Origin of the sequence: Priestia megaterium NBRC 15308 = ATCC 14581 (assembly GCF_000832985.1) — a bacterium.
Lineage (GTDB): Bacteria > Bacillota > Bacilli > Bacillales > Bacillaceae_H > Priestia > Priestia megaterium.
Genome location: NZ_CP009920.1, coordinates 1,071,556 through 1,084,879, shown reverse-complemented (window position 1 = coordinate 1,084,879; position 13,324 = coordinate 1,071,556). Strand labels below are relative to the sequence as shown.

12 protein-coding genes are annotated in these 13,324 nt (G+C 41.9%); all 12 read left to right on the top strand.

The genetic code is table 11. The features are described 5' to 3' along the window. Window positions 1-63 precede the first annotated feature (63 nt). The 12 genes from lspA (at window position 64) to pyrE (ending at window position 13,297) form a co-directional block, all read left to right on the top strand. Window positions 64-531 (top strand): signal peptidase II, encoded by a 468-nt coding sequence (lspA, locus tag BG04_RS06085; RefSeq protein ID WP_013084844.1) that lies wholly within the window; start codon window positions 64-66, stop codon window positions 529-531. Further along, the gene (locus BG04_RS06080; protein ID WP_013058941.1) at window positions 528-1,442 is read left to right on the top strand and encodes an RluA family pseudouridine synthase; all 915 of its coding nucleotides are present in this window, start codon (window positions 528-530) and stop codon (window positions 1,440-1,442) included. The genes lspA and BG04_RS06080 overlap by 4 nt, the downstream gene beginning before the upstream one ends. A gap of 190 nt (window positions 1,443-1,632) precedes the next feature. Continuing rightward, entirely contained in the window at window positions 1,633-2,175 is a 543-nt protein-coding gene (pyrR, locus tag BG04_RS06075; RefSeq protein ID WP_013058940.1) for a bifunctional pyr operon transcriptional regulator/uracil phosphoribosyltransferase PyrR, read from the top strand. Between the two features lie 156 nt (window positions 2,176-2,331). Then, window positions 2,332-3,639, top strand: coding sequence for a uracil-xanthine permease family protein (locus BG04_RS06070; RefSeq protein ID WP_034649161.1), 1,308 nt, complete (start codon window positions 2,332-2,334; stop codon window positions 3,637-3,639). A 148-nt stretch (window positions 3,640-3,787) separates the two neighbouring features. Further along, window positions 3,788-4,726: an aspartate carbamoyltransferase catalytic subunit gene (locus tag BG04_RS06065; protein ID WP_013058938.1), complete on the top strand. Its 939-nt coding sequence runs from the start codon at window positions 3,788-3,790 to the stop codon at window positions 4,724-4,726. Further along, window positions 4,689-5,978 (top strand): dihydroorotase, encoded by a 1,290-nt coding sequence (locus tag BG04_RS06060; protein ID WP_034649165.1) that lies wholly within the window; start codon window positions 4,689-4,691, stop codon window positions 5,976-5,978. The genes BG04_RS06065 and BG04_RS06060 overlap by 38 nt, the downstream gene beginning before the upstream one ends. Next, the gene (locus BG04_RS06055; protein WP_016765438.1) at window positions 5,963-7,048 is read left to right on the top strand and encodes a carbamoyl phosphate synthase small subunit; all 1,086 of its coding nucleotides are present in this window, start codon (window positions 5,963-5,965) and stop codon (window positions 7,046-7,048) included. Before BG04_RS06060 ends, BG04_RS06055 begins: the two co-directional genes overlap by 16 nt. Next, the gene (carB, locus tag BG04_RS06050) at window positions 7,048-10,260 is read left to right on the top strand and encodes a carbamoyl-phosphate synthase large subunit (RefSeq protein WP_034649166.1); all 3,213 of its coding nucleotides are present in this window, start codon (window positions 7,048-7,050) and stop codon (window positions 10,258-10,260) included. Before BG04_RS06055 ends, carB begins: the two co-directional genes overlap by 1 nt. Beyond that, the gene (locus BG04_RS06045; protein ID WP_013084838.1) at window positions 10,257-11,030 is read left to right on the top strand and encodes a dihydroorotate dehydrogenase electron transfer subunit; all 774 of its coding nucleotides are present in this window, start codon (window positions 10,257-10,259) and stop codon (window positions 11,028-11,030) included. Before carB ends, BG04_RS06045 begins: the two co-directional genes overlap by 4 nt. Next, entirely contained in the window at window positions 11,027-11,968 is a 942-nt protein-coding gene (locus BG04_RS06040) for a dihydroorotate dehydrogenase (RefSeq protein ID WP_016765435.1), read from the top strand. The genes BG04_RS06045 and BG04_RS06040 overlap by 4 nt, the downstream gene beginning before the upstream one ends. Beyond that, entirely contained in the window at window positions 11,940-12,662 is a 723-nt protein-coding gene (pyrF, locus tag BG04_RS06035) for an orotidine-5'-phosphate decarboxylase (protein ID WP_016765434.1), read from the top strand. The genes BG04_RS06040 and pyrF overlap by 29 nt, the downstream gene beginning before the upstream one ends. Then, window positions 12,659-13,297: an orotate phosphoribosyltransferase gene (gene pyrE, locus BG04_RS06030; RefSeq protein WP_013084835.1), complete on the top strand. Its 639-nt coding sequence runs from the start codon at window positions 12,659-12,661 to the stop codon at window positions 13,295-13,297. The genes pyrF and pyrE overlap by 4 nt, the downstream gene beginning before the upstream one ends. Window positions 13,298-13,324 lie beyond the last annotated feature (27 nt).

Sequence of the window (13,324 nt, the reverse complement as noted above, 5' to 3'; positions counted from 1 at the left end):
GAATTATGTGCTAAAATGCTTTAGTATGGATTCGTTTGATTTTATTGCGGGAGGAAAACGTGTGTGTTTTATTATCTTATCGCTTTAGCTGTTATACTTATTGATCAGGTAACAAAATGGATGATTGTAAAAGAAATGTATTATGGACAAAGCATCACCGTGATTGAAAACTTTCTTTACATTACCTCTCATCGTAACAGAGGAGCCGCGTGGGGGATTTTACAAGGACAGATGTGGTTCTTTTATCTGATTACGGTGGTTGTGGTAGTCGGTTTAATAATTTATATTCAAAAGCTCAAAAAACAAGATAAATGGTTCGGTATTGCGCTAGCATTAATGTTAGGCGGCGCCATTGGAAACTTTATTGATCGAGTGGTCCGTAAAGAAGTAGTTGATTTCGTAAATACATACATCTTTACGTATGATTTTCCGATTTTTAACGTAGCTGATTCGGCACTTGTCGTCGGAGTAATCATCATGTTTATTATGACGCTGTTTGAAGGGAAAATGAAGAAGGAGCACAAAGAATGAATGTAATTGAAACAGTTATAAATGAAGAACAAGCGGGAGAACGTATTGATAAAGTACTTTCGACTGTAAATGCAGAATGGTCACGTTCACAAGTGCAGCAATGGATTAAAGAAGGTCACGCAAAAGTGAACGATAAAACCGTTAAAGGAAACTATAAATGTAAAACAGGAGACGCTATTATTATCGAAGTGCCGGAACTAGAAGAGCTTGATGTGGTAGCGGAAGAAATGGATTTAGATATTTATTATGAAGATCAAGATGTGCTTGTTGTAAATAAACCTCGCGGCATGGTTGTACATCCAGCTCCTGGTCATCATAGCGGCACGCTTGTAAACGGCCTAATGGCTCACTGTAAAGATTTATCCGGTATTAACGGCGTTATGCGCCCTGGTATCGTTCATCGAATTGATAAAGATACATCCGGTTTACTTATGGTTGCAAAAAATGATTTAGCTCATGAATCACTAGTTAGTCAGCTTGTAGCTAAAACAGTAACGCGTCGTTATAAAGCTATCGTTCACGGAGTAATTGCGCACGATCACGGTACAATTGATGCGCCAATCGGCCGAGATAAACAAGATCGTCAAAGCATGACGGTGACTGATGAAAACAGTCGTGATGCAGTGACGCACTTTACTGTATTGCAGCGTTTTAAAGATTTTTCACTAGTCGAATGTAAGCTAGAAACGGGGCGAACACACCAAATTCGCGTTCATATGAAGTATATTGGTTTTCCGCTTGCCGGGGATCCGAAGTACGGACCGAAAAAAACGCTTCCGATTGACGGACAAGCGCTTCATGCAGGTGTATTAGGCTTTATTCACCCTCGTACAAATGAATATATGGAATTTGAAGCACCGGCTCCAAAAGAGTTTAATGAGATGCTAGAGCTTATTGAAAAAAGAAGTTGACAACTGCCATAAGTGATGGCATACTTGTATTAACTTAATAAGAACCTTTAAGAACAGTCCAGAGAGGCTGAGAAGGAAACGGTGCAGAAAAGGCATATTTATAGCCTTTTTGAAGAAATATGTTTAAAACCAAATCCTCTTGCCTCAAGGCAAGAGGATTTTTTTATGTCAACAACTTGAGGTGAAAACAGTGAACGTAAAAGCTACCGTACTTGATGAACAGGCTATACGCCGCGCTTTAACTCGAATTGCACATGAGATTATTGAAAAGAATAAAGGAATCGAAAATTGTGTGCTAGTGGGGATTAAAACGCGAGGTATTTATATCGCAAAACGTTTAGCAGAACGAATTGCACAAATTGAAGGAAATACATTGCCAGTCGGAGAACTAGACATCACGCTTTACCGAGATGATTTATCGAAAGTGACAAGCAATGATGAGCCTCTTGTAAAAGGATCAGATATTCCGACAGATATTGCAAATAAGAACGTCATCTTAGTAGATGATGTGTTATATACGGGCCGTACGGTTCGAGCAGCACTTGATGCACTGATTGATATCGGCCGACCTGAACTCATTCAGCTGGCTGTCTTAGTGGATAGAGGGCACCGCGAGCTACCGATTCGAGCAGACTATGTTGGTAAAAATGTACCGACAGCTAAAAGTGAAAAAATTGCGGTGCATTTAATGGAAGTAGACGAAAAAGACCACGTGTCTATTTACGAAAAATAAATTATATACCCTTTTAAATGGTAGTCCCGTGAGGCTGCAAAAGGGGGGTCACTATACAAGGAAAACTATACTGCGGTATAGCGTCTTCCTTGTATGCTGAAAACCTCTTTGCCTCTGCGTAAAGAGGTTTTTTAATAGTGATAGGAGGAAAAACATATGAGTCAACAACGAGATTTTGTACTTGATATACATGATAAACCAAAAGCAGTAAATTGGTTAACATTGAGTCTACAGCATTTGTTTGCAATGTTTGGGTCGACGGTGTTAGTGCCGTTCCTAGTCGGGTTCAGCCCGGCAATTGCTTTGATTTCAAGCGGGGTAGGAACGCTTGCTTTCCTGCTCATTACAAGAGGTCAAATTCCTTCTTATCTTGGTTCATCGTTCGCGTTCATCACGCCAATCATTTTCGCTAAAGCTTCGTTTGGACCTGAAGAAACGATGGTTGGTTGTTTCTTAGCCGGACTTGTTTATGGAATCGTTGCTTTGATTATAAAAGGAACAGGAATCAATTGGATTATGAAGCTGCTTCCTCCGGTTGTAGTAGGACCAGTTATTATGGTTATAGGCTTAGGACTGGCTAATACAGCAGTAGGCATGGCTATGAACGATGCAAAAGGAAATTACAGCTTAACTTACCTGATGGTTGCGCTTGTGACACTAGCGATAACAGTTGCTTGCTCAATCTTCTTTAAAAACATTATCAGCCTGATTCCGGTACTGATGGGAATTATCGGCGGATACATCTTCGCTTATACACAAGGATTGGTAGACTTTTCAAAGGTAGTGAAAGCGGAGTGGATTGAAGTACCTCACTTCTACGTGCCGTTCGTCACATACACGCCGTCCATTTCATTAGGGATTGTGCTTATAATGGTACCTGTAGCAGTCGTAACACTCTCAGAACATATCGGACACATTCTTGTCTTAAATAAGATTGTGGATCGAAACTATATTGAAAAGCCAGGGCTGCACAGATCGATTTTAGGAGACGGAGTAGCAACTATGCTTGCTGCGCTGATCGGCGGACCGCCAAATACAACATACGGTGAGAACATCGGAGTGTTAGCCATCACAAAGGTGCTTAGCGTATTTGTGATAGCAGGAGCAGCAGTCTTCGCGATTTTGTTCGGGTTTGTCGGCAAAATCAACGCTCTTATTTCAAGTATACCAACGCCGGTCATGGGCGGGATTTCAATTCTCTTATTCGGAATCATTGCTTCATCAGGCTTGCGCATGATGGTGGATGCAAAGGTAGACCTTGGATCAAAACGAAACTTAATGATTGCTTCGATTATCTTAGTGTTAGGAATCGGAGGAGCACACTTAGATATCTCAGAACATGTAAAGGTTGATAGCATGGCACTGTCTGCTATCATGGGAGTTCTGCTGAATCTAGTTCTGCCGAAAGAGAAGATAAAAGAAGCAGAAAACGTTCAACAAACGTCAGCACGAAAAATTTCATAGAACGCCTTTTAATTGAAATCCAGAGAGGTTTCTAAGGGTGTGTGAAAAGCGCGTTATAGACGAAGCTTGTTTTCTTACACCCTTTCTAAGTTAGAAAGGGTGTTTTTTATAAAGAAATGCGAGGAAAGCAAAAATGGAGGGAATCGATATGAAACATTTAGTGACAGTCTCAACACTAGAAACAAATGAAATTCTAGAGATTTTAGACAGCGCTGAAAACTATCGAACGAATAAACAAGGCTGGAAACCGGAAGAGAAAATGTTTGTTGCCAACTTATTTTTTGAAGCGAGCACGCGTACTCGATGCAGCTTTGAAATGGCAGAACAGCAGCTAGGATTAACAACAATTCCGTTTGAAGTAACAACTTCAAGCGTCCAAAAAGGAGAAACGCTTTATGACACGATTGAAACATTAGCTTCAATCGGCGTTCAGTCAGTTGTTATTCGCCACCCGCAAGATCGTTATTATGAAGCACTGCAGGAAAAAGTATCGATTCCCATCATTAATGCAGGAGACGGATGCGGTCAGCATCCAACTCAGTGTCTGCTTGATCTACTGACGATTCGCCAAGAGTTCGGCTCGTTTAAAGGATTAAAAGTCGCAATAGTCGGAGATTTGCGACATAGCCGCGTAGCGAGATCGAATGCTGAAATGCTGACAAAACTAGGGGCGACCGTATATTTTGCGGGACCTGAAGAATGGAAAGATGAAGAGAACAGACACGGTACATATCTTGATATCGATGAAGCAATCGAAACGGTCGATGTTGTGATGCTGCTGCGTATTCAATTTGAAAGGCATGAAGAGAACACTTCAGAGCTTGCACAGAACTACCACAGCCGCTTCGGATTGACCGTTGAACGAGAGCGGAAAATGAAATCACATAGCATTATCCTTCATCCAGCTCCTGTAAACAGAGGAGTCGAAATTGCAGATGAGCTCGTTGAATGTGAACGCTCAAGAATTTTTAAACAAATGCAAAATGGCGTGTACATTCGTATGGCAGTATTAGCAAGAGCGCTACAACCAATTGAAAGGGGACTTAATAATGACAACAATTATCAAAAATGCTACATGGTTAAATGAAGGGAAAATTGAACAAGTCGAACTGAAAATTGAAAATGGTGTAATTGCTGAAATAGCTTCACACATCGACGTAAAGAATGAAGAAGTCATTGATGCAGGCGGGAACTTCTTATCACCGGGTTTAATCGATGTCCACGTTCATTTGCGCGAGCCAGGGGGAGAAAAGAAAGAAACGATTGAAACGGGTACTCTAGCAGCGGCAAAGGGCGGTTTTACAGCAATTGCTGCAATGCCAAACACGCGTCCAGTTCCGGATACTGTTGAACAAATGGAGTGGGTAAACAAGCGTATTGAAAAAACAGCACATGTTCGCGTATTGCCATACGCATCGATTACCACCCGCCAATTAGGAAAAGAACTAACGGACTTTGAAGGCTTAAAAGAAGCGGGCGCATTTGCTTTTACAGATGATGGAGTAGGCGTTCAGTCAACAGGAATGATGCTAGAAGCGATGAAGAAAGCCGCTTCATTAAATAAAGCAATCGTTGCACACTGTGAAGATAATGATTTAATCAACAAAGGCTGCGTCCACGACGGAAAATTTGCAAAAGAACATGGACTAAACGGTATTCCTTCTATCTGTGAAGCCGTTCAAATTGCACGAGATGTCCTGCTTGCTGAAGCAGCAAACTGTCACTACCATGTGTGTCACGTAAGTACAAAAGAATCCATTCGGGCCATTCGGGATGCAAAAAAAGCAGGCATTCGCGTAACCGCAGAAGTAACGCCTCATCATTTACTGCTAAATGAGGAAGACATCCCTGAGCTTGATTCAAATTTTAAAATGAATCCACCGCTTCGAGGAAAAGATGATCAACAGGCATTAATTGAAGCTTTATTAGACGGAACGCTTGATTTTATCGCCACTGATCATGCACCGCACACAGCCGACGAAAAAGCAGAAGGCATGGAGCTTGCGCCGTTTGGGATTGTGGGACTTGAAACAGCTTTCCCGCTTCTTTATACAAACTTGGTATTAAAAGAAGTAATGACGCTAGAGCAGCTAGTATCATATTTAACAAACAAGCCTGCTGACACGTTCAACCTTCCTTATGGCACCATCGAAGTAGGGAAACCAGCAGATTTAACTATCATTGATCTTGAAACAGAAAAAGCAATTAATCCAGAAGAATTTGTATCAAAAGGTAAAAATACGCCGTTTGCTAACTGGGTATGCAAAGGTTGGCCGGTAATGACATTAGTAGAAGGTAAACGAGTATGGGAGGATGTTAAAGCATGCAACGTCAACTAATTTTAGAAGATGGAACAGTATTTATCGGAAAAGGATTCGGCAGCGACAAAGAAATGATAGGAGAAGTTGTTTTCAACACGGGAATGACAGGATATCAAGAAATTCTATCTGATCCATCATACTGTGCACAAATTGTGACATTAACATATCCTTTAATCGGAAACTACGGTATTAACCGCGATGACTTTGAGTCGATTGAACCAGCTGTACACGGTTTGATTGTAAAAGAAATTTGTGATGCTCCTTCAAACTTCAGAAGCGAACTATCAGTAGATGAATTTTTAAAACAAAAAGATATTCCAGGATTAGCTGGAATCGACACGAGAAAATTAACGAGAAAAATTCGTCAGCACGGTGCGCTTCGCGGACGCGTGTGCAACATGGAAGTCAATGTAGAAGAAGTGGTAGCACAGCTTCAAAATCATGAACTTCCGACTGATTCAGTAAAAAAAGTATCAACAGTGAAGCCTTACCCAAGCCCAGGCAGAGGTAAAAAAGTGGTACTCGTTGACTTTGGAATGAAACACGGAATTTTACGCGAATTAACAGCTCGTCAATGCGACGTGATTGTGGTTCCTTATAACGTAACTGCGCAAGAAATTCTTCAATTAAATCCAGATGGCATCATGTTGAGCAACGGACCTGGAGACCCAAAAGACGTACCTGAAGCAATCGAGATGATTCAAGGGGTTTTAGGAAAGGTTCCTCTTTTCGGAATTTGTTTAGGACATCAGCTGTTTGCGCTAGCATGCGGAGCAGATACAGAAAAAATGAAATTTGGTCATCGTGGATCCAACCATCCTGTAAAGGATCTAAAAACCAATAAAGTAGCTCTTACATCTCAAAACCACGGCTATACAGTATGTGAGCCATCTCTTGTCAACACGCCATTAGAAGTGACACATGTTGCGCTTAACGATGGAACAGTTGAAGGAGTAAAGCATAAAGAATATCCGGCATTTACGGTTCAATATCACCCTGAAGCATCACCGGGACCTGAAGATGCAAACGGATTGTTCAACGAATTTATGGATCTTATGAAAAACAATCAGAAAGTAGGTAATTGCTAATGCCAAAACGTCAAGATATTAACACAATTCTCGTAATCGGATCAGGACCAATCGTCATCGGACAGGCGGCAGAGTTTGACTATGCAGGAGCGCAAGCGTGTATTGCGCTAAAAGAAGAAGGATACAAAGTTATTCTTGTGAACTCCAATCCTGCAACAATCATGACAGACTCAGAAATGGCAGATAAAGTATATATTGAACCTCTAACGGTTGAATTTGTAAGCTCAATTATTCGTAAAGAACGCCCGGATGCACTGCTTCCAACACTTGGCGGTCAAACGGGACTGAACTTAGCGGTAGAATTACACGAAACGGGTATTTTAGAAGAATTTAATGTAGAAATTCTCGGGACAAAATTATCGGCGATTGAACAAGCTGAAGATCGTGAGCAGTTCCGTTCACTAATGAATGAACTAAATCAGCCTGTCCCAGCAAGTGAAATCATTCATTCGCTAGACGAAGCGTATGCGTTTGTTGAACAAGTAAACTATCCGGTAATCGTGCGTCCTGCTTATACGCTTGGCGGTACGGGAGGCGGAATTTGTAACAACGAGCAAGAGTTGATTGAAATTGTAACAAGTGGATTAAAACACAGTCCTGTAACACAGTGCTTACTTGAGAAAAGCATTGCAGGCTTTAAAGAAATTGAATATGAAGTAATGCGCGACGCAAACGATAATGCGATTGTAGTATGTAATATGGAAAACTTTGATCCGGTCGGTATTCATACAGGAGATTCAATTGTTGTAGCACCAAGCCAAACGCTAAGCGACCGTGAGTATCAGCTGCTTAGAAATGCGTCACTAACAATTATCCGAGCGCTTAAAATTGAAGGCGGATGTAACGTTCAGCTAGCACTAGACCCAGAAAGCTTCCAGTATTACGTAATTGAAGTAAACCCTCGTGTAAGCCGCTCGTCGGCTTTAGCATCAAAAGCAACAGGGTATCCAATTGCAAAATTAGCAGCAAAAATTGCGGTAGGCTTAACATTAGATGAAATGATGAACCCGGTAACTGGGAAGACATACGCATGTTTCGAACCAGCACTAGATTACATCGTATCTAAAATTCCCCGCTGGCCGTTTGATAAATTTGAATCAGCTAACCGTAAACTGGGTACACAGATGAAAGCAACAGGGGAAGTAATGGCAATTGGCCGCACGTTCGAAGAGTCAATTTTAAAAGCTGTACGCTCACTTGAGTCAAACGTTCATCACTTAGAGCTGAAAGATGCGCATGAATTTGATGATGCCATTATTGAAAAACGTATTCGCAAAGCTGGTGATGAGCGATTATTCTACATCGCAGAAGCGATTCGCCGCGGCGTAACAATTCAGCAAATTCATGACTGGAGCAAAATCGATCTCTTCTTCTTAGTAAAACTTGAAAAAGTGATTGCTTTTGAAAATGTGTTAAAAGAAGAGATTCATAACGTAGAAGTTTTACAGGAAGCAAAAGAAATGGGATTTGCAGACTGCACGATTGCTAAGCTGTGGAATCAAACAGAGCGTGAAGTATATGACTTCCGCAAACAAAATGGCGTGATGCCAGTATACAAAACGGTAGATACATGTGCAGCAGAATTTGAATCTACAACACCATATTTCTACGGCACGTTTGAAGATGAAAACGAATCGATTGTTACAGATCGTAAAAGCGTTGTAGTGTTAGGGTCAGGACCAATCCGCATCGGGCAAGGAATTGAGTTTGACTATGCAACAGTTCACTCCGTGTGGGCGATTAAAGAAGCTGGATACGAGGCGATTATTGTCAATAACAATCCAGAAACAGTATCAACTGACTTCAGTATTTCAGATAAATTATACTTCGAGCCGCTGACGATTGAAGATGTGATGCATATCATCGATTTAGAAAAACCAGAAGGTGTGGTTGTACAGTTCGGTGGTCAAACAGCAATCAACTTAGCAGACGAGCTAGAAGCAAGAGGGGTCAAGATTTTAGGAACGTCGCTTGAAAGCTTAGATGCAGCGGAAGACCGTAAAAAATTCGAAGCGACGCTAGCGCGTTTAGAAGTACCTCAGCCTCTTGGAAAGACAGTTGCATCCGTAGAAGAAGCAGTGGTTGTGGCAAAAGAAATTGGTTATCCGGTGCTTGTACGACCTTCATATGTACTAGGCGGACGCGCAATGGAAATTGTGTATAAAGAAGAAGAACTGCTTCACTATATGGAACACGCGGTAAAAGTACACGCTGATCACCCTGTGTTAATCGACCGCTACTTAACTGGAAAAGAAATTGAAGTCGATGCCATTTCAGACGGTGAAACAGTGGTTATTCCAGGGATTATGGAACATGTAGAGCGCGCGGGTGTACACTCAGGTGACTCCATTGCTGTATATCCACCGCAAACTCTGTCACAGGATGTAAAAGATACAATCATTGATTACACAACACGTATTGCAAAAGGCTTAAACATTATTGGACTGCTCAACATTCAGTTCGTCTTATCAAAAGGAGAAGTGTTTGTTCTTGAAGTAAATCCTCGTTCAAGCCGTACGGTGCCGTTCTTAAGTAAAATTACGCGTATTCCGATGGCGAATGTCGCAACAAAAGTTATTTTAGGAACAAGTTTGCGAGAGCTTGGTTATGAATCAGGCATGCACCCTGAAGAAGAAGGTGTCTACGTAAAAGTGCCGGTCTTCTCATTTGCAAAGCTGCGTCGCGTAGATATTACGCTTGGACCTGAAATGAAATCTACTGGAGAAGTAATGGGGCAAGATTCAACGTACGAAAAAGCATTATATAAAGGACTAATTGCGTCAGGTATGTCCATTAAGCCGTACGGTTCAGTACTTATGACAGTAGCGGATAAAGACAAAGAAGAGGCAACAGCGCTTGCGAAGCGTTTTGCTAACATCGGCTACCAGGTGATTGCAACGGAAGGAACAGCTTCAACGTTTACAAAAGAAGACATTCGCGTAAAAGTAGTAAATAAAATTCATCATGAAGATCACAATCTTTTAGATGTGATACGAAAAGGTGAAGCGCAGCTTGTCATCAACACGCTAACAAAAGGAAAACAGCCTGCGCGTGACGGGTTTAAAATTCGCCGTGAAGCAGTTGAAAATGGTGTACCTTGCTTAACATCACTTGATACAGCAGAAGCGATTTTACGAGTGCTTGAAACGATCAGCTTCCATACAACACCAATGAAAAAAGTTCGTCCAACTAAAGAGGTGACAACCGTATGATCAAACATGAAATGATGCAAGTCGTCAGTCAGCGACCGTTAACACACAATGTATATGAATTAACCCTTCAAGGCGAGCTTGTTCGTTTCATGAATGAGCCGGGGCAGTTTGTGCATATCCGCGTCAACAACGACTATTTGCCACTGCTTCGCAGACCAATCAGTATTGCAGAAATTGACCAAACGCATGAGCAATTTACGATGATTTACCGTGCAGAAGGGGCGGGAACATCGCTGCTTGCCGAAAAACAAGCCGGACAGTCGATTGACGTGTTAGGTCCGCTTGGCCACGGTTTTCCATTGGAAGCGATAGAGTCAGGTCAAACGGCTTTATTAGTAGGGGGAGGCATTGGAGTGCCTCCGCTCTATGAGCTTTCAAAAAGACTTCGTGAAAAAGGCGTGCAGGTTATTCACGTCTTAGGCTTTCAATCAAAAGCAGACGTATTTTACGAGCGAGAGTTTTTAGCTTTAGGAGAAACATATATTGCAACGGTAGACGGCTCTTACGGAACAAAAGGTTTTGTCACAACGGTGATTGACGAGCAGCAGTTTTCATATGACGTTATGTTTTCATGCGGTCCAACTCCGATGTTAAAAGCACTAGAAAATAATTATACAAACAAGCCGCTTTACATTTCTTTAGAAGAAAGAATGGGTTGTGGAATCGGTGCTTGTTTTGCATGTGTATGCAGAGAAAGTGAAGATTCTACGGCGTATAAAAAAATCTGCAGCGACGGTCCCGTCTTTCAAGCAGGGGAGGTGCTTCTATGAGTATGCTAAAAACGACATTGCCAGGATTAGATTTGAAAAATCCAATTATGCCCGCATCCGGCTGTTTTGGATTTGGGCGTGAGTATGCTCAATTTTATTCACTTGATGCACTTGGAGCCATTATGATTAAAGCGACTACTGCGGACACTCGTTTTGGCAATCCAACTCCTCGCGTAGCAGAAACATCTGCAGGAATGTTAAATGCGATTGGATTACAAAATCCTGGGTTAGAAAAAGTAATGAACGAAGAGCTCGTTTGGCTTCAGCAATATGATGTGCCGATTATCGCGAACGTAGCCGGTGCTTCAATTGAAGAATATGTGCACGTGGCAAAAGAAATTTCAACCGTATCAAATGTAAAAGCACTTGAATTGAATATTTCATGTCCTAACGTAAAAGAAGGCGGAATTGCGTTTGGCGTAGATCCTGTCATTGCTGCTCGTTTAACAAAAGCAGTAAAAGATGTTTCAAATGTTCCAGTTTATGTTAAACTATCACCAAACGTATCAAATATTGTAGACATGGCGATGGCTGTTGAAGAAGCCGGCGCGGATGGCTTAACGATGATCAATACGCTTCTCGGGATGCGTCTGGATTTGAAAACAGCTCAGCCGGTTTTAGCGAACGGCACAGGCGGACTGTCAGGCCCATCCATTAAACCGGTAGCGATTCGAATGGTATATGAAGTGAGTCAAAAAGTGAACATTCCAATTATCGGTATGGGCGGAGTGACGACTGCTGAAGATGCACTCGAGTTCCTATATGCAGGTGCAAGTGCAGTGGCGGTTGGTACAGCAAACTTTGTTGACCCGTATGTATGTCCAACCATCATTGACGAACTGCCAAGGCTATTAACATCATTAGGATACGAGCATGTTTCAGAATGTATCGGAAGGAGCTGGAAAAAGCGTGAAGCAACCGTTAATCATTGCTCTTGATTTTTCATCAATTAACGATGTACAGCAGTTTTTAATGCCTTTTCAACAAGAATCATTATTTGTGAAAGTAGGCATGGAACTGTTTTATAAAGAAGGGCTATCCATTATTTCTGCATTAAAAGAGCAAAACCACCAGATTTTCTTAGACTTAAAGCTTCATGATATTCCAAATACGGTAAAGCAAGGAATGAAGTCTTTGGCTTCTCTTGAAGTGGATTTGGTTAACGTTCACGCAGCCGGCGGAACGAATATGATGCAAGCAGCCATTGAAGGACTTGACTTAGGAACCGCTGCTGGCAAAAAGCGTCCGGATTGTATTGCGGTTACTCAGCTAACGAGTACATCGGATGAAATGCTAAAAGAGCAGCAGCTCATTACGCACTCGATGCAAGAAGTGGTTACGCATTATGCAGCGCTTGCTAAAAAAAGCGGACTAGACGGCGTTGTATGTTCTACTCATGAAGTGCCTTCGATTCGAAAAGCAGCAGGAGAGGACTTTTTGACCGTAACGCCGGGTATTCGTATGGGCACAGATTCAGTAGATGACCAAGTTCGCGTAGCAACACCTCAGCTGGCGAGAGACTATGGCTCAAGTGCCATTGTTGTTGGACGTTCTATTACTAAAGCAAAAGACCCGCTTAAAGCATATTATGAGATGTTACAGCAGTGGAAAGGGGAGCGTATTACGCGATGACAAAACTACGAAAAGAAATTGCAAAACAATTAATTGATATTGAGGCAGTAAGCCTTCAACCGAACGATCCGTTTACGTGGGCCTCTGGAATTAAGTCGCCTATTTATTGTGACAACCGTCTAACGCTTAGCTACCCAAAAGTGCGAAAAGAAATTGCAAAAGGTCTGCAGCATTTAATTAAAACGTATTTTGCCAATGCAGAAGTGATTGCTGGTACCGCTACAGCTGGTATCCCTCATGCAGCATGGGTAAGTGAAGCGCTAGAGCTTCCAATGTGCTATGTGCGAAGCAAAGCAAAAGAACATGGCCAAGGAAATCAAATCGAAGGAAAAGTAACAAAAGGTCAAAAAGTAGTTGTGATTGAAGATTTGATTTCAACTGGAGGAAGTGTGTTTACCGCAGTCGATGCATTAAAAGCGCAGGGGTGTGAAGTGCTGGGAGTTGTGTCTATCTTTACATATGAGCTGGAAAAAGCGCGTCAGCTGTTTAAAGAAAAAGAACTTCAAGTTTATTCGCTAACAGACTACTCTACGCTAGTAGAAGCGGCAAACGAAGCGGGATACATTGAAGAAGAAGCGATGGACAAGCTATTTAAATGGCGTGAAAACCCTTCAGACCCTTCATGGATGAACTAAACTAGGTCATAATAAAACCCCCCCTTT

Bases quoted from the DNA above. Each gene is read 5' to 3' on its own strand.
- BG04_RS06045 (WP_013084838.1), top strand. From the start codon at position 10,257: ATGATCAAACATGAAATGATGCAAGTCGTCAGTCAGCGACCGTTAACA.
- BG04_RS06040 (WP_016765435.1), top strand. From the start codon at position 11,027: ATGAGTATGCTAAAAACGACATTGCCAGGATTAGATTTGAAAAATCCA.
- BG04_RS06065 (WP_013058938.1), top strand. From the start codon at position 3,788: ATGAAACATTTAGTGACAGTCTCAACACTAGAAACAAATGAAATTCTA.
- BG04_RS06055 (WP_016765438.1), top strand. From the start codon at position 5,963: ATGCAACGTCAACTAATTTTAGAAGATGGAACAGTATTTATCGGAAAA.
- BG04_RS06080 (WP_013058941.1), top strand. From the start codon at position 528: ATGAATGTAATTGAAACAGTTATAAATGAAGAACAAGCGGGAGAACGT.
- carB (WP_034649166.1), top strand. From the start codon at position 7,048: ATGCCAAAACGTCAAGATATTAACACAATTCTCGTAATCGGATCAGGA.
- BG04_RS06070 (WP_034649161.1), top strand. From the start codon at position 2,332: ATGAGTCAACAACGAGATTTTGTACTTGATATACATGATAAACCAAAA.
- BG04_RS06060 (WP_034649165.1), top strand. From the start codon at position 4,689: ATGACAACAATTATCAAAAATGCTACATGGTTAAATGAAGGGAAAATT.
- pyrE (WP_013084835.1), top strand. From the start codon at position 12,659: ATGACAAAACTACGAAAAGAAATTGCAAAACAATTAATTGATATTGAG.